This is a genomic window from Amphritea opalescens (assembly GCF_003957515.1).
In the GTDB taxonomy this organism is placed as follows: domain Bacteria; phylum Pseudomonadota; class Gammaproteobacteria; order Pseudomonadales; family Balneatricaceae; genus Amphritea; species Amphritea opalescens.
Genome location: NZ_RQXW01000008.1, coordinates 1 through 23,047, shown reverse-complemented (window position 1 = coordinate 23,047; position 23,047 = coordinate 1). Strand labels below are relative to the sequence as shown.

Genomic DNA, 23,047 nt, shown 5'->3' with positions numbered 1-23,047 from the left:
AATGTCATGTTTATTTCATTGGTGACCTTTAGGGTAGTACTACCGGAAACTTCTGCTAAACAGTTGTGTTCTTTTATAAAATACCGCTTTGTTGCACCGCAACAATTCAATTGACTTTATTGTGACCGCCTAATATAGTAAAAAGAATTGCTGCAACGCACAAAGATTGAAACTCTTGCGATCACAGGTGAAAAAAACATGTACGAAGAAATGATGAAAGACGTCCAAAAGAATATGAAGCCCGTTGTTGATATGGCTGAGATCAACAAAAAAGCGGTTGAAAGACTCATTGAGCTGCAATCCGGTTATGTATCTGACTTTGTTAACGCTACCATGGCGCAAATGCAGGCACTGTCTTCTATCAAAGATCCTAAAGAAGCAATCGAACTTCAGGTTGATTATGTTAAGCAGCTTGAAACTAAGCTGAGCAGCGTTGCAGAAGAAGAGATGGCTGCTCTTAACGCAGCAAAAGATGAGCTAACTGCCATTATTGAAAAGAGTTTTGATGGGCTCGGCCTAAAAGACATGAACTACTTTGAAGATCTGAGTAAGTTCATGGCTCCTGCTGCCGCTGAAAAAGCAGCGCCGGCGGCTAAGCCTAAAGCAGCACCGGCGAAAAAAGCCGCGGCGCCGAAAGCAGCTAAGCCTGCCGCACCGAAAAAAGCAGCAGCTCCGGCTAAAAAAGCCGCTCCTGCTAAAAAAGCAACGGCTCCGATAGCGCCTGCTGCTAAAGCACCTATCGCAAAAGCACCTGCCGCTGAAGCACCTGCTGCGAAAGTTGCTGCAAAAACAGCTCCTGCCGTAAAAGCGGCGGCACCAGCCCCTGCAGCGAAAAAAGCAGACGAAGCGAAATAAGCTTTTCTGATATAAAAAAATGGAGCCTTTTGGCTCCGTTTTTTTATGCATCATCACAACCGATAGTATCAACAACTCAAATTTTAACTGCCTTTCTCAACTGCCTTTCTCAACGGTCTGTCTTAACCGTCTTTCTCCACGGCTGCCACTTACTGACCTATTTGCTCACCTCGCGCTAGCGCAGGTAGACGCCCCTCCAACCCCATGGCAAAACGCATTACACGATTTTTCGCCGGCGTTAATCGTTCAGCCGCACCCAGTCCTAAATTCCTCAGCAATTTGAGCGGTAGCAGATCGTTTGAAAACACCCGATAAAAGCCATCCATCAGCTGCATCATCATCAGATTATGATGACGCCGTTGCTTCTCATAACGCTGCAACAACGTCAGATCACTGATATCCAGCCCTTCGCGGTGACCCGTCAGAATAACCTCGGCTAACGCCGCCGCATCCAACAAACCAATATTGACCCCCTGACCCGCCAGCGGATTGATCATATGAGCCGCGTCACCGGCGAGGGCTACCCCCTCTTTGACATACTGCGACGCATGCTGACGCCGTAGAGGAAATGCACCCCGTTCAAGCAAAGCCTCTATCGAACCTAACCGCTTCGGAAAAGCCTCAACAACGGCACTGATGAACTCCGCTTCATCCAAACTCAGTAGTCGTTTTACCTCAGCCGGCCGGTTATACCAGACTAATGAGGCTCTATGTCCCGATAAAGGCAGGAAGGCTAAGGGGCCCGTCGGTGTAAACTGTTGCCAGGTAATATCCTGCTGTGGCTGTTCCGTGACGATCGATGCCACCAGCGCATGCTGATCATAATCCCAGCTATGCACGCCGATGCCGGCAGCCAACCGAACTCTCGATCCACCACCATCAGCCGCCACCATCAACTTGCCAATCAGCTCCCGACCATCGGCCAGCCTCACTAAGCTACAACCGGGGGAGTAATCGATATCCAAGATCTCGGCTGGACAGATAAGATCGACATTATCCAGTTGCCCCAAACGTTCGAGTAGCGCTAACTGGATGACGCGATTCTCTACAATAAACCCAAGGTGGTCGGCACCGATATCATCGCTGACAAACTCGGTGGCCGCTCGCTGTTCGCTGCTTTCCCAAATTTTCATCCGCTGATAGGGACAGGCTCGACGAGCCATAATGCCATCCCAAACACCAAGGGTTTGAAATATTCTCTCTGACGCAATACTCAGCGCTGAAACGCGCAGATCGTGCTCTGCATCCACCACAAAAGGTTGCGGATAGGCTTGATCAACAACCGCAATCCGAAGATCGGTATTCCCTAATGCTGCCGCAATAGTCGCACCCACCATACCGCCGCCAACGATTAGCAGATCATACCTATTTTTCATGCTCTCTCCGTTATTGATACTGAAAACGCTTCAGGTTCACCTATGGCCTGCATTGTACCTTTCAGCAACAACCGGCAAAAGGCATTTTATGCGCCCTGCGAGCAACCTAGCTAGGCAACCTATTGGCTTACCAATCTCGTTAGCAACCTCATTAGCAACTTGATTAGCAAACGCCAGAGACGACAAAGCTCCGGCATATCGCCAGAGCTTTCACTGTATATGATCAAAACGACCTGAACCTTGCGACTCGGTTAACGAGGCAAGAGTTGATCCAAGCAGTCAACCAATTGCTCGTCGGTGTCCCGCAGTCGTCTACTAAGATCCCGAGCCATATTCATAAAAATCAGCACATATTGCTCGGGGTCCGCCTGATAGACCGAGAAAAGCTGATCAGCTTTTATCTCGACCACTCGGCAAGGCTCTAGCGCTTTGACGATGCCACTACGAGGGTAAACGCCCAACAGCGCCATAGCACCAAAACACTCTCCGGGTAAAAAAGACCGGATCTGATGCCGCTGTCCGGACGCTCCCACCTTAAACAGTGCTGCGCTACCCGTCTCGACTATAAAGGAAGAATCACCCCGTTCTCCTTCAAGAAAGAACGGTTCGCCTTCTTCACGTTCAACGTAATGACTACCGTCAAGTATCAATTTAATGATATCTTCACGCAATCCACCAAATACCGGCATATCTTTAAGCCGATGGATCGGAATATTTTCTGGCACAGTACTACCCGTTATCTCTTGATAGATTTTATTCTAAACCAAGAATACCCTCACGATAACCTTTGTCTATCTAAAACATTAAAAAAGGCAATTAGCCTCAGTCTTGATAAACTGTTCCAATACATTCAAACAGATTTAAGGAGCGCAATATATGCAACGAATTACTATATTTGGCCGTAAGGGCTGTGGCTTTTGTACCCGTGCCAAGCAACTATGTGAAATGAAAGGTTATGATCATCGTTATATCGATATTCATGAAGAAGGTATCACTAAAGAAGACCTGGAAAAAACCGTCGGCAAGCCAGTAGACACCGTGCCACAAATCTTCCACGGTAAAGACCATATCGGCGGTTACACCGAGCTTGCAGCCTTCGTTGATGCCCAGGAAGCCGACACTAAAGCGTAATGTTCTACCCGAGACTCGATAGCTCAACTAAAAAGCCCAGCTAAAAAGCTCCGCTAAAAAGCCCAACTAAAGAGTCTCGCTAAAAATTTCGCTAAAAAGTCTCGCTGAACAGCCCCACTAAGAAGCCCCGTTTGGTCGCCATAGTCGCCAGCTTAATCCGCTGGCCCTTTCCGTCCGGCGGTGGCTTCCTGTTTTTAACGACTGCGCCGTCGCATGCAGCACAAAACGATGTTTAGCTCGGGTAATACCGGTATAGATCAATTCCCGCGTCAACAGCGGACTATCTTCCGCGGGTAAGATCATCACCACTTTATCAAACTCAGATCCCTGACTTTTATGAACCGTCATCGCGTATACAGTTTCGTGTGCCGGTAATCGTCCGGGCAGCACACCTTTTAACTCGCCGTCAGGCAGTTCAAACCACACCCTCAGCTTGCCATCCGCATCGGCAACCGCAATACCAATATCGCCGTTATAAAGCCCCAACTGATAATCGTTGCGCGTGATCATCACAGGTCGGCCGCTGTACCATGCGCCAGATACGCGAATCAGCCCCAGCTTTTGGAGTTGCGCCTCGATCGCCAAGTTCAGACCTTCGACCCCATAGACCCCTTGGCGTACCACTGCGAGCAGCTGTATCTGATTAAAAGCCGCTAACAGCTGTTTCGCATCACTCCCGCTGTGCATCAACTGAAGATAGTGGCCATAACCCGCCGCAACATCGACGACCATCTGCTGATAACCCTGCTCGGAGAGGGGAACAAAACTGATATCGCTCCAGCCTTCCGTCAATAACTGCACCGCCCGCTGCCCATCACCACCATTCACCGCTCTCGCTAAATGGCCAATACCGCTGTTCTCATCAAAGCGAAAACTTTTACGCAGCAGTGCTAGCGCGTCGGCAACCGGGTTGTTCCCCGGTTCAGAGGGCGGCGCAGGTAGATCGCAAACCTGCTGAAGATAATCCAATTGTTCAGGGCTGTAGCAGAGCTCGCCGGTCGCCTCCTGCTGCTGCCAAGCGCAGATATCCCCAAGCACACTGCCCGCCTCGACTGAGGCTAGCTGATCCCGATCACCAATCATGACTAACTGTGCATGGGATGGCAGTGCATCCAACAGACGATAGATCATCGGTAGATCAATCATGGATGCCTCATCGACCACCAGCAGGTCGAGGTGTAATGGATTATCACGATTATGGCGAAAGTTTTTACTCTCCGGACGCGGTCCGAGTAAGCGGTGTAAGGTGACGGCTTGATCAGGAATCATCGCCTGCACAGCCGCCGTCATATCTAACTGCTGCTGTGCCTTACCGAGGGATTCACTGAGTCTCGCCGCGGCTTTACCAGTGGGGGCGGCTAATCGAATCAGGGGGGCACGCTGATGCTGTTCACTAAAGAGTTCGGCATAGAGGCTTAGCAATCGCGCCACCGTGGTCGTTTTACCCGTTCCAGGGCCGCCGCTAATGACCGAAAACCGACGACTCAAGGCCACGGCAACCGCCACCTGCTGCCAATCGGTTTCACCCGACCGAGTCTCAAACAGCCGCTGCAAGCCCGCTTTTATAGTTGATGTCGCCACATCAATGGGCGTAGTTAGCCGCTGAATGGTGGCCGCCACTTCGGTTTCATAAAACCAATAGCGATAAAGATACAAACGCCCACGACTACACACCAAGGGCGTTTCATCCTGCCCATCGGAGATCACCGAAAAAGCTAATAGCCGATCTTCGGATAGGCCAGCGAGTAATGCTGCCGCGTGCTCTTTCAACCGCATCGGCCAGTGTTCAATGAGTGTGTGATAGTGATTGAGAGGAAGACAAACCTCCCCCTTGCCCAACTGTAGACTGACCAACGCCGCTATCAACGATAGCAATTCGCCATCCTCCGCGGGGAGGTCATCCTTGAGGGCTTCGGCATGGATAAAGCGCGCAAACTGAAGGTCTAGTGGCCGAATCAATTGCAACTGTCGTAATGCCTGCAACAACTCCATTACTGCCCCTCCTTGAATAGTCGATCTAACTGCTCGATGAACGCCGCTTCAGGACGACAATGATACACACCACTATTCGGTAATTCTGGCCTCATACCCCGCAGGAATAGATAAAACACCCCACCGACATGACGTTCATAGTCATAATCCGGCAAGCGCAACTTCAACAGTCGGTGTAGAGCCAAGGTATATAACTGATATTGTAAATCGTAACGGTGTTCGATCATTGCATTCTCAAGCGCCGCACCGCTATAGAGTTCAGGCTGATGACCTAGGTGATTCGATTTATAATCGAGAACGTAATAGCGCCCCTGATATTCAAATACAAGATCGATAAACCCTTTCAGCATCCCCTTCAGGGTATCGAACTGCAGCTCACCAGCCTGTTGAGATAACGGATCATACTGCCTAATAATCTGATTCAAACGGGTCGCATTCAGGCCCGCGGAGGGCAGCATAAACTCCATCTCGACTAATCGCTGCTGGGTACCGATATCGACTAAACGGGGTGAACTAACTTCAGTTTCGCTGGCACCCAGTGGGCTGTGCAACACATCGTTCAATAACTGTCGCAGCACCGGTATCCAGCGGGTCTCATAACCTGACACCTGACATTTTTGCTCTAAAATCGCCTCTAAGCCCCGCTCATGATCGGTGAAATCGATCGCTTCAAACAACTCATGTAAAAAGGTACCGGCCTGAGCGCCTTTGGGAAAACTGAAGATATCATCGACCACATCGGCCTGCAGTTCATCGAGATCGTTGCGTTCGTCAATTACCTCGAGATCTAAACCCGGCAACGGTGGCGCACTACTATGATGGCTAACCAGCGCGGAGTAGCTCGAAATACGCCAATCTCGCCGTAGTCGACGCGTAAAACGACGCGCCTCACAGCTTGGCGGTAATGCGTCGGGCAGATCAAACAAGCCTCGCTGGGGATCACCATGAGGGGGTTCAACGCACTCAATCAACTTATCTTCACAAAGTGTTTCTAATCGCTCGGCAAGATCTTTATCGTCCTCCGCGCCTTTCAATAACAGATAACCGAGCGCAGTACGGTGCAAACCACTTTTCTTAGACCGGCCATCGGCAATAGCGGCAAGGCCGATATAACAACCATAGACCGAGCGCGTCAGCGCCACATAGAGCAACCGCAGGTCCTCGGCTAAGCGTTCCTTTTCCGCCTGTTCGAGACTATCTTGATCCTTGGAATCCAGATGAAAACAGAGCCCAGTCTCATCGTGAAATAGCGGTACGCTAGCTTTTCTAAAGGTGCAGGCGAAGGGTAAAAAGACCAGTGGATACTCCAACCCCTTACTCTTATGTACCGTGATCACCGTCACTAGATCGGCATCGCTCTCCAGCCGTAAACGCTGTTCATCACTCTCACCATTAGGGTTCTGCAGTTGATCACTGTACCAACGTAACAGCGCGGCAATACCTTCCTGCTCCATGCTGGCCCGCTGCAGAATCTCCCCGAGGTGCAGAAGATCGGTCAAGCGGCGCTCACCCTGGGGTTGCTGCTGTAATGTTTCGGCTAGCTGACGTTGCCGCATCAAACGACGCAGCATCGGTAGCACCCCCAGCTGCAACCATTTTTCACGGTAATCGCTAAACTCAGCGACTAACTGCTCCCATAGCTGCTCATTATGGCTCAGTTGATCCAACCAGCTAGCCGGATAATCCAATAGCGAACTCGCCAACGCCGCCCTTAAACGACGCTCATCCTGAGGTTCAGCGATCGCTTGCAGCAGCAGTTTTAGATCAAAGGCTTCCCGGCTATTGAACACGCTGTCTCGACCACTGAGGTAGACACTGTGAATTCCCCTGTCTGCCAACGATGCCATGACCGCCGCCGCCTCTTGACGGTTGCGCACCAGGATAGCCATATCGTTAGCCTGCAACCGCTGATCACCAATCAGTGCTTTACCTTCAGCGGCCGCCTGTAATTTGGCATCGATATCGCACGCACAGGCGTCGGCCATTTGCTCAAGATAATCCAGCTTGCTAATAAACTCTTCACTCGAATACCAAAACTGCAACGCCGTTGGCGTACGACCATAAAGCGTAAAGGGTGTCTTATCTGCCTTCCCAGCCTCTTTCACCGGCAGAAAAGGAATATCATCGTTATAAATAAAGGGCGACGGGCTGTGTTGAAACAACTGATTGACCCCCAGTATCATCGGCCGGGATGAACGCCAATTGGTCTCCAAGGTGTAGTGATCAGCCACCTCGCGACGCGCTTTGATATAGGTGAAAATATCCGCCCCGCGAAAACCGTAGATCGCCTGCTTAGGATCACCAATCATAAACAAACCCCGCTGCGGATTATCGGGGTAGAGGGTACTAAAAATACGGTATTGCAGCAGGTCGGTATCCTGAAACTCATCGATCATGGCGATCGGGTACTGCTTACCAATCGCATCTGCCAGTATGCCACTAGCATCTTGCTGTAAGGCAGCGTCCAACTGGCTCAATAGATCATCAAATGACAGCAGCCGGTAATCCTGCTTCAGTTTAGCGAAACGCTGCTCTATCTGCTGTCTGATAGTCGTCAATAACAGCTCGCGCAGCGGCAAACGATGTTCCTCATAAAGATCACAGAGGCGAAACAACGGATGTTCGGGGACCTTTTTACCGGCCGGCGTTTTTTCGGTCAGGCGCGACTGATAAAGTTTTTCAATCTCATCCTCAGGTACCGAGCGGCTCACACCCCGCGCATAGTCATAGATGGCGGCCAACCATTTAGGCACAGAGGTTTTGCGATAACTGTTTTTATTCACCCCAGAGGTTTGAATCAGTTCGGCTAGATCCACATCAGGCTGCTCTAAGTGATCGAGCCACTGCTGCCGAAACGATTCAAGCCATTGCTGACTCGCCTGCCACTGCTGCTGTAAGTTGCTGGTATCCAGCGATGGGATAAGCTTGAGATCGGGCTTACCTAACAGCGGATTCAGATCTGCCTGTAATTTATCCGGATTGGGCCAGACCTCCTGAATCGCTTCACTCAGCTCACTCTCGGCGGGGTAGATAAGCTCACGCCAGCAATCGAGCAGAGCCTGACGCTGTAACGCAGCGGTATCGGTTATCAGCTGTGTTTCAAACAAGCTACCACTTTCAAAGGCATGCTGGCGTAACATCCGCTGACAAAAACTATGGATAGTAAAAATAGCCGCTTCATCCATCTGCCGGGCGGCATATTCAAGCATCCGCGCTGAACGCTGCAGATCCTCCTGCTGATCCCGCAAGGCCAGTAAGAAAGGATCTGAGGTTTCAGCCCCGCGAAACACCATAAACGCGTCCTGAATCCGGCTGCGAATACGGTCACGCAGTTCCTCTGTCGCCGCTTCGGTAAAGGTAACCACTAGAATCTGATCGACCCGCAGTGCCGACGATAGACCCTCAGGGCCCAACAGCAGTCGTAAATACAACGCGGTGATCGTGTATGTCTTACCGGTACCGGCACTGGCTTCAATCAGCCGTCGACCGAACAGCGGAAAATGCAGAGGATCGAGTATGTTCACTTGACTCATGCGCCCTCTCCTTCAGGCTCATTCACGCTCGCGCCATCATCCTGTTGTAATGCTTCAGCCAAGGGCCAATACAGCGCTTCGGCTAACTCGGCAAACCGTGGACCCAACGCCGCATAATCAGGATATACCCGACTGATATATAGGTCTCCCGACTCGCCTATCTGACTATAAGCATCGACGTTAAAACACTTCATAGCGTCAGCCTCGCCCTTCTCTTCACCTTTTTCCAATGTTGTCGCCGCCAACACCCAAGCGGTATCGGCAGGCAGAGGTAACGGCTCACACATCCCTTGCCGATAGGTATTTAACCACCCCTCTAAATATTCACTGGCCCTAGACGGCGACAGCGGCTCAAACCAGTGTCGCCCATTCAAACCAAAGAAATATGATTTAAGCGCATACCCGCTGGCACATAACACCAGATGCTCAAGCCACAGCTGTACCAGATCCCGTCCCTTCGAATTGGCCGCCCGATAACGTACTAAGCCGGCCTCATGCACACCGATCAACCAACCACTCAAACGGATACCCGCTAGACCTAACTGGCACTCGATACGTCTAGGCTGATCAAGATGACGCCGAATTTTATCGGCCATCACCTGACAGTCATCGCGTAACTTACGTGTTTGTAACTGGGCAGCAATACCGACCGGCAGTAATCCAGACGCCACCATCCGTTCAAAACACTGTGGTTGTTGATCGTTAATCGCCGCCGCTAATAATTGCTGTTTGAGTTGATAGCCGGTGAGCCCATCGAGCTGAAACGGTTCTTCATCCTGTAGCTCAAGCATACTGTTATTAAAATAGACTTTAAGACGACGCTGAAAAAAGTGTTTAATCGGATTACGGGCAAACCCCAGCAGTTCAGATAGCTCCAGCTCCTCTAGCACTTCGGGCGTTAATGGCTGGGTAATAAAGCTCTGTTCTGATTTGCCTTCATTACGTAAGAGCGGCAACCACTCCTCGGCGTAACTAAACAGAGGCGACGTGGTGGAGAAGTAGCGGGCGCTAAAGGGCTGTAAAGGGTGCTCGGTGAGTAACCGTTGCACGATATCCTCATCATCAAAGCGATAGTTTTGCTGACAATATTCCAGCAGTTCACTCACCAATACCGAGGGCACTTTAGGGCTATTATCCTGAACACTACGGCCTATGTAGCTCATATAGAGTATCTGCCGTGCGGACAATAAGGCCTCGAGAAACAGGTAGCGGTCATCATCGCGGCGTGATCGGTCTCCCCGCTGGGGGGACTCTGCCATCAGATCGAACCCCATCGGTGGAATCGAACGAGGATAAACACCATCATTCATCCCCAACAAGCAGACAACCTTAAAGGGAATGGAACGCATCGGCATCAGGGTACAGAAGTTAACCGCACCGATCATAAAACGTTGCCCGGTTCGGCTTTCACCCAGCTCACAGGTCAAATAATCACGGATAATCGCCCAGCTAAGCGGTGCCTGATAACAACTGTCACTGAGCTGCTGCTGTAGGCGCTCTAACACCTGACGGATCTGACTCAGTAGGATCTCGTCATCTTCATCGGGCTGATAGGCGCGTTGCAAAATATCATTAATCACCTCAAACCAGTCAGCGATCGGTTTATCATCGGCTAACCGCTCACAGCAGAATTCCAGCAGTTCAACAAACTCAGCGAGCTGCCCCAGATCTTCCGCTTCGAGCCCTTCGATCTCTGCATAGGGATCGATACCGTGCCACAGAGACTCGCTCTGCCCCATGGCAAAACCCGCCAGCATCCGGCGCAAGCCAAAGCGCCAGCTATTCTGATCGAAGGCCGGCACACCCTGATGATGACGTTGTTCAGCGTCGATGCCCCAACGTACCTGACAGGCGTCAATCCAACGACAAAGACGCTCAAAGCGGTCATTATCGAGATTAAACTGACGCAGTACCGCCGGCACTTCGAGGATCTCTAATACCTCAGACACCGCTACACGACTTTCAGGCAGCCCCAACAAACGCAGAAAACTCAACAGTAACGGACTTTCCTGCTGTAAGGTACGATCCGAAATCGAAAATGGGATATAGCGTTCATAGGGAGCATTACCAAAAACCGCTTCGATATAGGGCGCGTAAGCCGCGACATCCGGCATCATGATAATAATATCTCGGGGCGATAGATCCGGTTGCTCATCGAGCATCGCCAACAGCTGATCATAGAGCACTTCGACTTCGCGTAATGGGCTATGGGCGCTGTGTAATTGCACCGAGCCATCATCAGACGATAACAGACGTTTTTGATCGCTATCCAACACCGCATCTGACGACGGGTCGTCTAATTCAAGAATGTCCTGCTGTATCGATTGTAATAGCGTATCCCGACCACAGGATTCAAACAGCTCAATCTCCGGCGCCCCCAAGTCCTGTATCTGAAACAGATAATCCCGTCCGAGTTTACCCATTGAAGATAGCAGTGGATTACCATGACTATAGTAATTGTCGGCCAGATTATCGGCACTCATTCCCGGCTTGGATAACCAGCGCTGATTGAGCCGCGCAAGATATTTTGGATCGACAATATCACCCCAGTAATACTGACAGGGGTTACACACCATCAGGTGAACATCGATACGTTGACCTAGCGCCTGTAACGCCTCAACAAAATTTTGTGGCAGTGCCGAAATACCAAAAACGAACAACCGAGCCGGTAATTGTCCATGGTCGTAATGCCCCTGTTTCAACGCCTCAACAAAGCCGTTGAACATATTGCCCCGATGCCAAGGCGATAGCCCCAAACTCAAAATATGCTGTTGCAAGATCCGCCAGAGAATCGGCTGCCAAGGCTGGGAACGACTGATATCGACAAGATCATCACCGGCTTCCCAACTGGCGATCCAATCCGGGCGATAAACCAAATATTGGTCAAAGATATCCGCAACCTTGCCACACAGTTGATACAGTTTGTACTGCCCCTGATCCTGCTCAAGATATCGCTGTAAAGGTGCAAATTCAGGCTGGTCTAACTGTTGCGGCAGCAGTTCCATCAATGCCCAGGTCAATGCTTCCTTATTAAAAGCGGAACGCTCTGGAACATCCTTTAATACAACGGAGAAACTGCTCCAAAGAAAGCTTGCTGGCAAAGGAAAATCAATATTGGCGGCGATCTCTAACTTATCGGCCAGCTCTAGCTTAAGCCACTGGGCCATCCCAGGGCTTTGTACCAAGATTGTTTCAGCTTGGAAAGGGTTAGCAAGAGGTTCTCGGCTGATGAGACGTACTAACAAATCCTTTTGTAGATCAAGTTTATTGGAATGATAAATCTGAAACATTCAGCCGCCCCTTGTCATCCTTTGATTGTACGGACTATAGAAAAACGCATCTAACAAACAGTCGATCGACCGTTCTAGCGGATCAACCGAATAGATCCGGTGACTCAGCATGTTCATCGACCGGCGCCGATGTAGATTCAATTTGATTGGCCTCAGCGGCCATGGAGTTATCCGCTATCGATGGCGTCTCTGACAACTGCCAAACCTGTTCTGCCGACTCAATCTTCACTACCCCATCGAACCGTTTACAGAGGTACGCCACGGCGGTATCAAAGTCATTAATATCGCACAGCATCACACCGCCACGATCCGTTTCAGTTGTAAACAGATAACTTTTCATCGATTCATTCCAACGTCCATTAATGTGCAGCATTGCACTATACTTAGCGGGTTTTCACAAGCCCCTATCCCCCAATCTGAGCACTGCGCAGAACATTGAGTGAGATAGCTAAACAAACTAAAAACAACAGCCTACTTGGCTTCAGCGAGATGCCTAACGACAGCCTTGCGAAACACAACAATCACCAATACCGCCCATACCAATACCGGTATCATAAGGGTATTCAGCATCTGCCAGCCCAAAGTCGACTCAAGCCAGCCGGAACTAAAGGCCGAAATCGTCACGGTCCCGAAAACCAAGAACTCATTAGCGGCTTGGCTTTTTGATTTCTCTGCGGTTTGATAGCTCGACGTCACCAGCTGTGTGGCACTGATAAACATGAAATTCCAACCAATCCCTAATAAGAACAAAGCAGCCCAGAAATGCCATTGGCTGACACCATGAAGATTTAGCAGAATACAAAATAGCATCAACAGCGCCCCCAGCAGCATCACCGATAACAAACCAAAGCGGCTAATCAAACGTGGGGTAATAAACGAGGGTAAAAACATACCCAACACATGCCATTCGATCACCCAAGCGGCCGTACTAAAATCGAAGCCACAACGGGCCATCGCAACAGGCGTCACCGTCATAATCAGATTCATCACCGCATAGCTAACCATACCAATGGTAACCGCCACGATGAAGACCGGTTGCAACATAATCTCGACGATCGGGCGACTCGTACGGCGATGCTGCGGACTCACCACAACATCGGTCATGCGTACAAAAGAGAGCAAGATAAGCGCGGTGACATAGAGCAATAGTAAGCCGATGAACGCGCCGGTGAAGACGCTATCATCGAGCCAACTGCGGCTACTGATCGCCAAGTTAGGCCCCAATACAGCCGCAATCACGCCACCGGCCATCACAAACGAGATCGCTCGACTTTTATGTTCATCGGCGCAGGCTTCGACCGCCGCAAAACGGTACAGGGTACCAAAACCGATCCCAATACCGAGCAAAAACGTACCGCCACAAAACAACAGAAACTGTCCTTGCTGCAGGGCAAAAATACAACACAGAGCACCCGCGATCCCAATACTATTACCCAAATAGAAGCCGTTCTTGCGCCCTATTTTGGCCATCACCAAAGATGCAGGAATGGTGGCACACATGAGTCCGACAAACTGCATCGCGATAGGTAGGGTAATTAACTCGGGAGATGGGGAAAGCTGCTGACCAATCAGAGCATTCACCGATATCAGCAATACATTACCGGTGGTGAGTAATGCCTGACAGAGAGACAATAAAATAACCGTTATATTCATAATCTCTCAGTCCTGACTAGGCCCACAAGTAACGTCACCTCAGATATTACCCTGAAGCACACTCTTATCGATATAAATTCCGCCGTCAGCATCCAGCACATTACTTTGAATGAGCAAATGACGAAGACCCTCATGTTTCAAGATCGGCGCCAACGGATCTACAAAACGCCCGATAAACGGCAGTGAAGCCAACCGGCTAGGTTGCAACGGGCACTCATCCGACATCACCCAACGAATACCACTGAGGCTAAGATTTAAGTTATCGAGATAGGCTTGCTCATCCCCCGTCATCCAAAGCGCCGTCGCATCGAGAAAGAGGTATTCATCAGCATTATATTCAAGATACTGATGCCAATAATCAAAATAGGTATCGCAACGTTGACCTAATAGACGCTTAAAGCGTTCCGCAGCCAGTTGATAGCGTGGCAAGGCCTCCGCTTTCGAGCAGATCAGCGTTGTATATTCACAGGTTTGTTCACCTTCATTGCTATAGACCTTTTGCACCTGAAGATCGCTTTCTTGAAACAGCATTAACCAACATAGAGGGAGCTGATAACCCGAACTCGCCAGCAACCGGTGATCACCATCACTATTGATGCTCAGTGGCAATATTTTGTGGCTATGAAGACTGGTACATTGAAACATACAAAATCCCTGTAATACTCATCAGCTGCTGAAGACAGTGTAAATGAAGATCAGCACTAACGGGTGATTAACTCAGAAAAAAATGGTCCTACTAACGAGATAGACTGAGGCTTAGCTTACAAAGACGACACTCTAAAAGCTCAACGATAAAAGCATCAACCAAGCCCACTCACTCTTTTAACGGTTCGATATGTAAACGATCCTGAGCACCTAAGCGGATAACCTGCCCACGGGTAGTGGTAAAACTACGCTCCTGCAGCTCAGCTTTGTATACCTGATAGTGAAGCGGCTCACTACTCTGTGAAGAGATGAGGGTAACGTTGAGTAATTGGCGACCATCTACCCAGTGGTAAACAAAGAAGCCCAGGGTTAGCAGAAACGACACCAATAGGAATAGTACCGCGATCATCTTAATAGGATCACGCTGCTGTCTATCGCTTCTCGAATTGGTCGTCGATTGGTCTAATGCGCTAGGCCACTGAACTCTTTGACTCAATAAAGCACGCCTCTTCAGATAAACATAGGCAATCAGAAGCACCAGTAGTGTCAGCAATACTTTGGTTACCATAACTCACTTTATCCATACGCACTCTTAGGGTGCTTCATTCTCCATAGCCCGAGTAAAACTGCAATACTAAAGAACAGATGATATGCCGATTATCCATCAAGTGAACGCTATACCCTCCCTTTTGATGACGCTGATGATGGCACAGGCTGACAAGGGAGCATACCGACAGCCAATAATGTAATAATATTTTCGCACTGCAACAAAAAGCGGCGTAACTTAGCGTTATAATGAGTTATCCCATTGAAAGGCCTAACGTACTGCGTTAGGTTTATAAGCATAACAGCGATCATAACGACCCATACAGGGCATAGGCTTTAGCCCTAACAGCCGATAGACGTCGCCCAAAATGCCAATTGAAATAAAGAGGAATGACTAATGGATGAACTGCACGGATACTACCTAGAAGACTTGGAAGTCGGCATGAGTGCTTCCTATGCTAAAACGATCGCCGAATCCGACGTTTATATGTTTGCTGGCATCTCCGGTGACAATAACCCGATCCATGTTAACAGTGAATATGCGGCAACGACGCCTTTCAAAAACCGCATCGTACACGGCATGTTCTCTGCGGCGCTAATATCCACCGTTGCGGGTACCCGCTTGCCTGGACCGGGCGCTATCTATATCGACCAAACCATCAAATTTAAAGCGCCGGTATATATGGGCGACACTGCTAAGGCAACCGGCACGATCGAAGAGATTGATGAGAAACGTCGTCGGGTTAAAATGCGTACCGATGTTCATGTTGGCGATAAGTTAGTGGCCACCGGTTACGGTACCTTTATGGTTGATCGCCGCGAAGCCTAAGCGCTAAACCTCTGATACAAAAAAGCCTGCAAACGCAGGCTTTTTTTTGATTTCAAATAGCGATAATCAGCCGTTTTGTGCTGAAAAATCTAACATCCGCTGTAATGGCCGACGGGCATCATCAATCAATGCCTCATCCACGATGATTTCGTCTGAACCATGCTCCAATGCATGCAATACATTCTCAAGTCCATTCATCGCCATCCAAGGACAGTGCGCACAACTACGACAGGTCGCACCTGAACCACCCGTAGGCGCTTCAATAAATTCTTTGTCCGGTGCCGCTTGACGCATCTTATAAAAAATAGCGCGATCGGTCGCTACAATAAACTGCTTATTCGGTAACTCCCGCGCAGCATTGATAATTTGTGTCGTTGAGCCGACAACATCGGCCAACTCAACCACCGCATCGGGTGATTCAGGGTGTACTAAGACCGCCGCATCGGGATAAACCTTTTTAAGATCAAGCAACCGCTGCGCCTTAAACTCCTCATGCACGATACAGGCAGCATCCCACATCAACATCTCGATGCCGGTTTGCTTTTGCACGTAGTGACCTAGGTGTTTATCTGGCGCCCAGATAATTTTTTTACCCTGATCCGCCAGATGCTCAACCACCTTTAACGCAATACCCGAGGTGACCACCCAATCCGCACGCGCCTTAACGGCAGCGGAGGTATTTGCATAGACAACCACTTCATGGTCAGGATGGGCATCACAAAAAGCGGTAAATTCATCCGCTGGACAGCCAAGGTCTAGTGAACAGGTGGCTTCTAGCGTCGGCATCAAAACCCGTTTTTCAGGATTCAATATCTTCGCCGTTTCACCCATAAACTTAACGCCAGCAACAACCAATGTCGTGGCTGGATGGCTATTGCCAAAGCGGGCCATTTCCAGTGAATCAGAGACACAGCCACCGGTTTCATCAGCCAGCTGTTGTAACACCTCATCAGTATAATAATGCGCCACAAGGCAAGCATCCTTCTCTTTGAGAAGCTGCTTAATACGGGTTTTGTATTCTTCTTGCTGCTGCAGATCCATGGCATCAGGAAGATGCTCTTTAGCAAAATATTCCTGAACAAGGATACGATCTGAAAGCTCTTGTTTATTCAACATCGACAAATTTTCTTAATCGGATAATGTAACGGTAACTGATTTTAGACGGTAGATATTATACCACCATGGTTAATCAAAACAGGTTAATTCTGTATAAAGTGGGAACATAGATAACAAAAAAGGAGCCTTACAGCTCCTTTTTATCGCGGTTTGCATCTGCCACTCATCTAAAGATTATTGCACAAGAAGCCTAAGCCCCCTGCACATAACGGGTTGGATCAACCACGCCCGCATCCTCAAACCCTTTCGCCCTTAATCGGCAGCTGTCACATACACCACAGGCACGGCCATCATCATCCGCCTGATAGCAGGAGACGGTTAACCCGTAATCAACGCCTAAACGGGTTCCTTCTTGGATGATTTGCGCCTTAGTTAGGTCGATCAGCGGTGTCTCAATCGTTAAACGCTCACCCTCAACGCCGGTTTTAGTCGCCAGATTAGCCATATGCTCAAACGCCGCAATATACTCGGGACGACAATCAGGATAACCGGAATAGTCCACCGCATTGACGCCGATAAAGATATGCTGAGCGTGAAGCACTTCAGCCCAAGCCAGAGCCAAAGACATAAACACGGTATTACGTGCGGGCACATAGGTGACCGGAATGCCTTCTTCTTCGTGGTCTGGCACATCAATGTCATTATCGGTTAGGGCTGAGCCGCCAAAATCTTCAAGATTCAGCCGCACGACACGATGTTCTTTTACATCAAGATTAGCCGCAATTTGCTTAGCCGCCGTCAACTCTGTTTGTGAACGCTGGCCATAATCAAAGCTCAGCACATAACAGTTATAGCCATGCTCAACAGCCATCGCCAACGCGGTAGCGGAATCAAGGCCACCCGATAACAATACAACGGCATTGTTGGAGGAAGTACTCATTGTCAAACCTTAAGGATTTTTAGCCGTTATCGTTTTAGATAATCACGCGCTAAATTAGCAGCGGAACTCTCAGGATAACGTGAGATAGTATTATTAAACATCTCTTTCGCTTTAGCCTGTTCACCCATCTGATGATAGATAACGCCTAGCTTATAAGATGCATCTGCTGCTTTGCGGTGCTGCGGAAACGTCTGCAATACCTGTTCAAAAGCGGCCTTAGCCGGTGCTAGCTTTTGCTCTGCCAAATTGACTTCACCTACCCAGTAATAGGCGTTAGGCAATCTAGCGCTATTGGGATAAAGCTCAATGAATTTATCAAAGGCATCAAGCGCAGCCGGAAAATCTTTCTGGCGCACGAGTCCGAACGCTTGCTGATAGGCCTGAGCATCCGTCGGCGTACTATCCGGCGCTGGAAGCGGCTGGGTAGTTGAGGATGAAGTCGAAGCCGGCTCGCCTGTCTCAGGTAAAGACGACGAAGTGGATGGCGTACTGCTCTGCCCTGCCGCAATACGACGATCTAGATCTCGGTAGCGATCACGTTGCTGCTGTTCCATCTGACGAAGCTGGTATTGCTGTTGCTCAACCATACCGCGCAGTGAACGCACCTCTTCCTGCAATTGCTGTAATAACATCGCAGTATCGTTACTGCTACCGAACTGATAACCACTGTTAGCCGTTGAGCCATTCGCAGAACTTTCATCAATCTGTAATTCGATCACCTTGACGGGATCGGCTGCTAGGGCACCAGTGCTAAATAGCACCAGTGCCGCAGCAAAGCTATATGCTTTTCGCATAGAGTCTAAAACCTTACGCGATTAATATTTCAGTTCAACACGACGGTTCTGAGCCCAAGAACTTGGGTTATGACCCATCACAACAGGCTTCTCTTCACCAAAGCTAACCAGTTCGATCTGGCTGTTAGATACACCATTAACAGTCAATACACGTGCGATCGCTTGTGCACGACGCTCGCCCAGAGCCATGTTGTATTCACGAGTACCACGCTCATCAGCATGACCTTCGAGAACAACTGTCGCAGATGGGTTAGCCGCTAGGTATTTAGCATGAGCACGTAGCGCTGCAACCGCTTCAGCTTTTACTTGAGTCTGATCGAAGTCAAAGTAAAAGATAGTGGCTAGATTTTTAACATCAGCCATAGAGGTTCCAGACATAGAAGAGTCTGTCACAGGCTGAGTAGTGGTAGTAGGTGCTGTTGTTGTTGCACCGCCGCCCATTGTGTCAGTATCTGTTGTGTTTGTAGTACTACAACCTGCCGCCCAAACAACCGTCAACGCCAAAGCAGTAGCTTTACCAATATTCATAGTACGCATGAAACACTCCTAATAATTAGCCAATCGTATGCGAAACATACCTTATTCCTGCTTAAAGTAAAGGTTGCTACGCCCGAATGCAATAGCCGTTAAACAATCGATCAACTTTTCTAACTAATTGATTTAACTTTGTGGGTTGATGGCGTCACCTTGTCACTCAACGCCGTCACTTGGTGCAAAATCAACACACTTCCGCGTTACCGGAAAGGCGACCAAGCCGGCTCTCGCACATCCCCATCAGAGGAAGGCAGTCGGAATTTAACCCGTCCATCCAATGACACCGCAGCCAATACTCCGCGAATGCCCTCTTGGGTCGCATATAAAATAATACTACCGTTGGGCGCAATCGTCGGCGACTCATCCATAAAGGTTTCCGTTAGCAGATCAACCCGACCGGTACGCAGGTCTTGAACAGCAATATGGAACGAGCCATTGTTCTGATGCACCATCGCCAAAAAGCGGCCATCTTGGGTCAAACGCCCACGAGCATTATATTGCCCCTCAAAGGTCAATCGTGTGACATCTCGGGTTGGCAGATAGATAGAATAGATCTGCGGCTGTCCGCCTCGATCCGAGGTAAAGATCAGTGATTGGCCATCAGGAGACCATGATGGCTCGGTATCGATGCCAAAATGATGGGTGATGCGCGTTAACCGTCGCTGCTGCAGATCGAGCACATAGACTTCAGGGTTACCATCCTTAGAAAGCACTAATGCCAGCTTCTTACCATCCGGCGACCAGGCCGGCGCACCGTTCAAGCCACGGAAAGACTGCACCTTTTCACGCTTTCCGGTTGCTAGATACTGGATGTAAACCGCAGGACGTCCCGATTCAAATGACACATAGGCCAGTTTTGATGCATCCTGAGACCAAGCTGGTGACAAAATAGGTTCTTTAGATTCCAAAATAGTTCGCGGATTATGACCGTCAGAATCGGCTAACATCAGTCGATAGCGATGATTAGAAGGCGCTAACTGCTTAGCGGTAACGTAAACGATACGGGTAGAGAATGCCCCTCGCACCCCCGTCAACGCTTCAAAGACTTTGTCACTAATATAGTGACCCACCGCGCGTAAGTTATCACGATTAGCCTTGATATCTTCACCGAGAATACGCTCCTCTTTAAGGATATCGTATAGCTCAAAGCCGACGTTTAACTGCCCTTCAGATTCGCTGATGCGGCCGATGACAATAAACTCACTGCCGCTGATCCGCCAGTCTCTAAAATACAAAGAGCTACGGTCAGAAGGGAAGCTCAGCATATTATCCCTAGGCATCACCTTAAACATACCACTACGGTAGAGATCATCCCCCACCACCTTAGCAATATCATCCGGCAAGGCTTGATTGCCGCTCCAGGCAAACGGAACTACGGCTATCGGTGTTGGTTCATCGACGCCCTGAGTAATTTCAACCGTCAACTCAGCCCGCGCGAACAAACTGAAAAAACAAAGAAAGAGACATATAAAACTACGCTGCATCACTGATCACCTGCGAAGATCTGACGGGTTATATTCAAGGGTTAACTTCCTAAAATTTCTATCAAACAGTATCGGGTCCATTTTTTGCAATTCACTGAATCGGCCAACCCGCTTAACCGCACGGATAGCACTTTCATCAAAATGGCTATCACCGCTACCATTAACAACATAAACATTATCTACTTCGCCGGTCGGCAGTAGGTGCAACGATAACACCACGGTCATACCGTTACGGGCACTCGGTGGCCGACGCCAGTTACTTTCAATCTCAGCAGCGATGTACTCTAAGTAACCGGCGGTTGCCTGCTGATCCTGCAACGCTTGCATCTCCTGCTCTTCAGCGGCAAGTGCGGCGGCCAAATCAGCCTCTCGCTGCTGCTGTGCTTTCCGCTCACGCACGATACGTTGCTGCTCGGCCTTTTTACGCTCTGCTTCTTTTTGTGCTTGCGCTTGACGGCGAGCCTCTTCCTGCTGCTTCTCTTTAACCGCCTGCTCAGCTTTTTGCTGTTTCAGCGCTTCGGCTTTCTTACGCGCGGTTTCTTTTTTCAGGGCCTCGGCTTTCTTCTTTGCCTCATCCCGTTTTTTAGCCGCTGCTTTCTTTTCAGCTTGTGCTTTTTTTAGAGCCTGCTCTTCTTTTTGCTTCTGCCGTGCCTGCTCTTTTTTTCGAGCTGCTTTTTCACGGGCTTCCTGCTTGCGATCTTCAACCTGCTGGCGGGCACTTTCTTTCTTTTTCGCCTCTGCCTGTTTATCCCGTTGCTGAGCCTGCAGTTGTGACTTCAGATCAACGATCTGCGCTTTTACATGCCGCGGGGTCAGGTGTTTCTTATCTTCAGCATAGCCCAACCAGCTATAGAATAGCGCACTGAGAATGACTGCATGGAGCACCAGCGCCAAGAGTGTGGGAAATAGGTAGCTTCGTAAATTCACAATCAAATTACTCTGTTACCAGTCCGACACTTTCAGCACCTGCCTGCTGTAAAAGGGTCATCAATTGAATAACATGGTCATAATCGACACCTTTATCACCACGAACCAACAATAGTTTCTTCGGATTGCTACTTAAGACTTTAGCCACCCGCTCCTCGACAACCTCACCACTGATCGCTTTCAGGGGGTCGCCGCCCACATCGATATAGTAGCGCCCCTCTTTATCGACTGTCACAATCAGCGGCTCATTATCCTGAGTATCAACCGGATCGGACCCCGCCTTAGGTAATTGTACATCAACGCCCTGAGTCAGCATCGGCGCCGTAATCATGAAGATCACTAATAGCACCATCATCACATCGATGTATGGCACAACATTGATCTCGGCATTCAGCTTACGTTTCTTTTTTACTCTGCGAATCATAGTAGCCGCCCGTTACAGATCAGTTTGAAGCGTGCACACGGCGGTGCAGAACACTTGAAAATTCATCCGCAAAGGTCTCATAACTATTCATTAGGGTTTCGGTTTTAGCCGAGAACCGGTTATAAGCAATAACCGCGGGAATTGCAGCAAACAAACCAATCGCGGTGGCAATCAACGCCTCCGAGATGCCCGGCGCTACTGAAGCTAGCGTTGCCTGATGCACATTCGCTAAGCCTCGAAACGAGTTCATGATCCCCCATACCGTACCAAACAGGCCCACATAAGGGCTCGTTGAACCTACGGTGGCTAGAAACGGCAGATGCATTTCCAGCTTCTCTTCTTCACGCGCTAGAGCAACACGCATACTCCGCTGAGCGCCCTCCATAATGGCATCACTATCGGCACCGGATTGCTGACTCAGGCGACTAAACTCTTTCAACCCTGCGCGAAAAATATTTTCAGCGCCATTATCGGCATCAGGATCAGCATTGACTTCCCGGAACAGCTGACTAAGGTCGACACCGGACCAAAAACGATCTTCGAAGGCGCGTAACTTACGCTGCGCCTGGCGCAACACAAAGTGACGTTGAAAAATCATAACCCAAGACAGCACTGAAGCCACCAATAACAGCAACATAACCAATTGAACAACAAAACTGGCATTTGCCACTAGGCTCCAGATCGACATTTTATCCGGCACGTTTCTAACCCCTTCTGATGAAATCTGAAAAACAGGCTCTGATAGTAGCGAGATCAGCGCTCAAAATCTGCATTTTTTCTGACAAAAAATAATATTTACGCCGATTAAACAACTTTCAGAGGCGCTTTATATCCCCCTAAAACTGGCGTTCAGCGATTGGAGAACCTAATGGCCTGAAAGTTCACCCTATCAAGGGCTTTATTAACCCACGCGGGGATTCATATAATAAGTGCGACACTTTTTGCTAAAGGTGGAGAGGTGGTCAACTGCTGACCGTGGTACGCTTCTTCTCGCCAAAGACAAAGTGTATCACTATGACATATCAACAGTTGACCGAA

Annotated in this window: 20 protein-coding genes; 3 read left to right on the top strand and 17 right to left on the bottom strand. The window is 49.3% G+C overall.

Annotation, left to right across the window (positions count from 1 at the left end; all coding sequences use genetic code 11):
* Positions 1 to 147 precede the first annotated feature (147 nt).
* Positions 148 to 855, top strand: a complete 708-nt coding sequence (locus tag EH243_RS10275; RefSeq protein ID WP_241235053.1) for a phasin family protein — start codon at positions 148 to 150, stop codon at positions 853 to 855.
* Positions 856 to 1,004: 149 nt separating this feature from the next.
* Here EH243_RS10275 and EH243_RS10270 read toward each other — a convergent pair whose 3' ends face one another.
* Both EH243_RS10270 and EH243_RS10265 read right to left on the bottom strand, forming a co-directional pair.
* Entirely contained in the window at positions 1,005 to 2,231 is a 1,227-nt protein-coding gene (locus EH243_RS10270; RefSeq protein WP_126158576.1) for a UbiH/UbiF/VisC/COQ6 family ubiquinone biosynthesis hydroxylase, read from the bottom strand.
* Positions 2,232 to 2,482: 251 nt separating this feature from the next.
* A complete protein-coding gene (locus EH243_RS10265; RefSeq protein WP_126158575.1) occupies positions 2,483 to 2,956 on the bottom strand; it encodes a Crp/Fnr family transcriptional regulator in 474 nt (157 codons plus the stop codon).
* Positions 2,957 to 3,107: 151 nt separating this feature from the next.
* Between EH243_RS10265 and EH243_RS10260 the strand changes: the two genes are divergently transcribed.
* Positions 3,108 to 3,362, top strand: a complete 255-nt coding sequence (locus EH243_RS10260; protein WP_126158574.1) for a GrxA family glutaredoxin — start codon at positions 3,108 to 3,110, stop codon at positions 3,360 to 3,362.
* Positions 3,363 to 3,479: 117 nt separating this feature from the next.
* Here the strand turns inward: EH243_RS10260 and recD are convergent, their stop codons facing one another.
* The 7 genes from recD to EH243_RS10225 form a co-directional block, all read right to left on the bottom strand.
* Positions 3,480 to 5,354, bottom strand: coding sequence for an exodeoxyribonuclease V subunit alpha (recD, locus tag EH243_RS10255; RefSeq protein ID WP_126158573.1), 1,875 nt, complete (start codon positions 5,352 to 5,354; stop codon positions 3,480 to 3,482).
* Positions 5,354 to 8,887: an exodeoxyribonuclease V subunit beta gene (gene recB / locus EH243_RS10250; RefSeq protein WP_126158572.1), complete on the bottom strand. Its 3,534-nt coding sequence runs from the start codon at positions 8,885 to 8,887 to the stop codon at positions 5,354 to 5,356. Before recB ends, recD begins: the two co-directional genes overlap by 1 nt.
* A complete protein-coding gene (gene recC / locus EH243_RS10245) occupies positions 8,884 to 12,177 on the bottom strand; it encodes an exodeoxyribonuclease V subunit gamma (protein ID WP_126158571.1) in 3,294 nt (1,097 codons plus the stop codon). The genes recB and recC overlap by 4 nt, the downstream gene beginning before the upstream one ends.
* Before the next feature lie 82 nt (positions 12,178 to 12,259).
* Entirely contained in the window at positions 12,260 to 12,550 is a 291-nt protein-coding gene (locus EH243_RS10240) for a hypothetical protein (protein ID WP_126158570.1), read from the bottom strand.
* Between the two features lie 98 nt (positions 12,551 to 12,648).
* On the bottom strand, positions 12,649 to 13,830 hold the full coding sequence (locus EH243_RS10235) for an MFS transporter (RefSeq protein WP_126158569.1): 1,182 nt from the start codon (positions 13,828 to 13,830) through the stop codon (positions 12,649 to 12,651).
* Between the two features lie 39 nt (positions 13,831 to 13,869).
* Positions 13,870 to 14,475, bottom strand: a complete 606-nt coding sequence (locus EH243_RS10230; RefSeq protein ID WP_126158568.1) for a hypothetical protein — start codon at positions 14,473 to 14,475, stop codon at positions 13,870 to 13,872.
* A 169-nt stretch (positions 14,476 to 14,644) separates the two neighbouring features.
* A complete protein-coding gene (locus EH243_RS10225) occupies positions 14,645 to 15,043 on the bottom strand; it encodes a hypothetical protein (protein WP_126158567.1) in 399 nt (132 codons plus the stop codon).
* A gap of 375 nt (positions 15,044 to 15,418) precedes the next feature.
* Here EH243_RS10225 and EH243_RS10220 point away from each other — a divergent pair, with 375 nt between their 5' ends.
* Positions 15,419 to 15,850 carry a MaoC family dehydratase gene (locus EH243_RS10220; RefSeq protein WP_126158566.1) on the top strand — a complete coding sequence of 144 codons (432 nt, stop codon included), beginning with the start codon at positions 15,419 to 15,421 and terminating at the stop codon, positions 15,848 to 15,850.
* 66 nt (positions 15,851 to 15,916) lie between these two features.
* Here the strand turns inward: EH243_RS10220 and nadA are convergent, their stop codons facing one another.
* The 8 genes from nadA to tolQ all read right to left on the bottom strand — a co-directional run bounded on the left by nadA (position 15,917) and on the right by tolQ (position 22,709).
* Positions 15,917 to 16,966, bottom strand: a complete 1,050-nt coding sequence (gene nadA / locus EH243_RS10215; RefSeq protein WP_126158565.1) for a quinolinate synthase NadA — start codon at positions 16,964 to 16,966, stop codon at positions 15,917 to 15,919.
* 190 nt (positions 16,967 to 17,156) lie between these two features.
* Positions 17,157 to 17,846: a 7-cyano-7-deazaguanine synthase QueC gene (queC, locus tag EH243_RS10210; RefSeq protein WP_206441590.1), complete on the bottom strand. Its 690-nt coding sequence runs from the start codon at positions 17,844 to 17,846 to the stop codon at positions 17,157 to 17,159.
* A 26-nt stretch (positions 17,847 to 17,872) separates the two neighbouring features.
* Positions 17,873 to 18,640 carry a tol-pal system protein YbgF gene (gene ybgF, locus EH243_RS10205; protein ID WP_126158563.1) on the bottom strand — a complete coding sequence of 256 codons (768 nt, stop codon included), beginning with the start codon at positions 18,638 to 18,640 and terminating at the stop codon, positions 17,873 to 17,875.
* A gap of 21 nt (positions 18,641 to 18,661) precedes the next feature.
* Entirely contained in the window at positions 18,662 to 19,177 is a 516-nt protein-coding gene (pal, locus tag EH243_RS10200; RefSeq protein ID WP_126158562.1) for a peptidoglycan-associated lipoprotein Pal, read from the bottom strand.
* A gap of 197 nt (positions 19,178 to 19,374) precedes the next feature.
* A complete protein-coding gene (gene tolB / locus EH243_RS10195; protein WP_126158561.1) occupies positions 19,375 to 20,658 on the bottom strand; it encodes a Tol-Pal system beta propeller repeat protein TolB in 1,284 nt (427 codons plus the stop codon).
* Positions 20,659 to 20,664: 6 nt separating this feature from the next.
* Complete coding sequence (gene tolA / locus EH243_RS10190) at positions 20,665 to 21,585, bottom strand: cell envelope integrity protein TolA (protein WP_164549094.1); 921 nt, start codon at positions 21,583 to 21,585, stop codon at positions 20,665 to 20,667.
* A gap of 7 nt (positions 21,586 to 21,592) precedes the next feature.
* Positions 21,593 to 22,009, bottom strand: a complete 417-nt coding sequence (gene tolR, locus EH243_RS10185) for a protein TolR (protein WP_126158559.1) — start codon at positions 22,007 to 22,009, stop codon at positions 21,593 to 21,595.
* Positions 22,010 to 22,028: 19 nt separating this feature from the next.
* Positions 22,029 to 22,709 (bottom strand): protein TolQ, encoded by a 681-nt coding sequence (tolQ, locus tag EH243_RS10180; protein WP_241235052.1) that lies wholly within the window; start codon positions 22,707 to 22,709, stop codon positions 22,029 to 22,031.
* Between the last annotated feature and the right edge of the window lie 338 nt (positions 22,710 to 23,047).

Bases quoted from the DNA above. Each gene is read 5' to 3' on its own strand.
- EH243_RS10270 (WP_126158576.1), bottom strand. From the start codon at position 2,231: ATGAAAAATAGGTATGATCTGCTAATCGTTGGCGGCGGTATGGTGGGT.
- EH243_RS10260 (WP_126158574.1), top strand. From the start codon at position 3,108: ATGCAACGAATTACTATATTTGGCCGTAAGGGCTGTGGCTTTTGTACC.
- recD (WP_126158573.1), bottom strand. From the start codon at position 5,354: ATGGAGTTGTTGCAGGCATTACGACAGTTGCAATTGATTCGGCCACTA.
- recB (WP_126158572.1), bottom strand. From the start codon at position 8,887: ATGAGTCAAGTGAACATACTCGATCCTCTGCATTTTCCGCTGTTCGGT.
- recC (WP_126158571.1), bottom strand. From the start codon at position 12,177: ATGTTTCAGATTTATCATTCCAATAAACTTGATCTACAAAAGGATTTG.
- EH243_RS10240 (WP_126158570.1), bottom strand. From the start codon at position 12,550: ATGCTGCACATTAATGGACGTTGGAATGAATCGATGAAAAGTTATCTG.
- EH243_RS10235 (WP_126158569.1), bottom strand. From the start codon at position 13,830: ATGAATATAACGGTTATTTTATTGTCTCTCTGTCAGGCATTACTCACC.
- EH243_RS10230 (WP_126158568.1), bottom strand. From the start codon at position 14,475: ATGTTTCAATGTACCAGTCTTCATAGCCACAAAATATTGCCACTGAGC.
- EH243_RS10225 (WP_126158567.1), bottom strand. From the start codon at position 15,043: ATGGTAACCAAAGTATTGCTGACACTACTGGTGCTTCTGATTGCCTAT.
- EH243_RS10220 (WP_126158566.1), top strand. From the start codon at position 15,419: ATGGATGAACTGCACGGATACTACCTAGAAGACTTGGAAGTCGGCATG.
- nadA (WP_126158565.1), bottom strand. From the start codon at position 16,966: ATGTTGAATAAACAAGAGCTTTCAGATCGTATCCTTGTTCAGGAATAT.
- queC (WP_206441590.1), bottom strand. From the start codon at position 17,846: ATGAGTACTTCCTCCAACAATGCCGTTGTATTGTTATCGGGTGGCCTT.
- ybgF (WP_126158563.1), bottom strand. From the start codon at position 18,640: ATGCGAAAAGCATATAGCTTTGCTGCGGCACTGGTGCTATTTAGCACT.
- pal (WP_126158562.1), bottom strand. From the start codon at position 19,177: ATGCGTACTATGAATATTGGTAAAGCTACTGCTTTGGCGTTGACGGTT.
- tolB (WP_126158561.1), bottom strand. From the start codon at position 20,658: ATGCAGCGTAGTTTTATATGTCTCTTTCTTTGTTTTTTCAGTTTGTTC.
- tolR (WP_126158559.1), bottom strand. From the start codon at position 22,009: ATGATTCGCAGAGTAAAAAAGAAACGTAAGCTGAATGCCGAGATCAAT.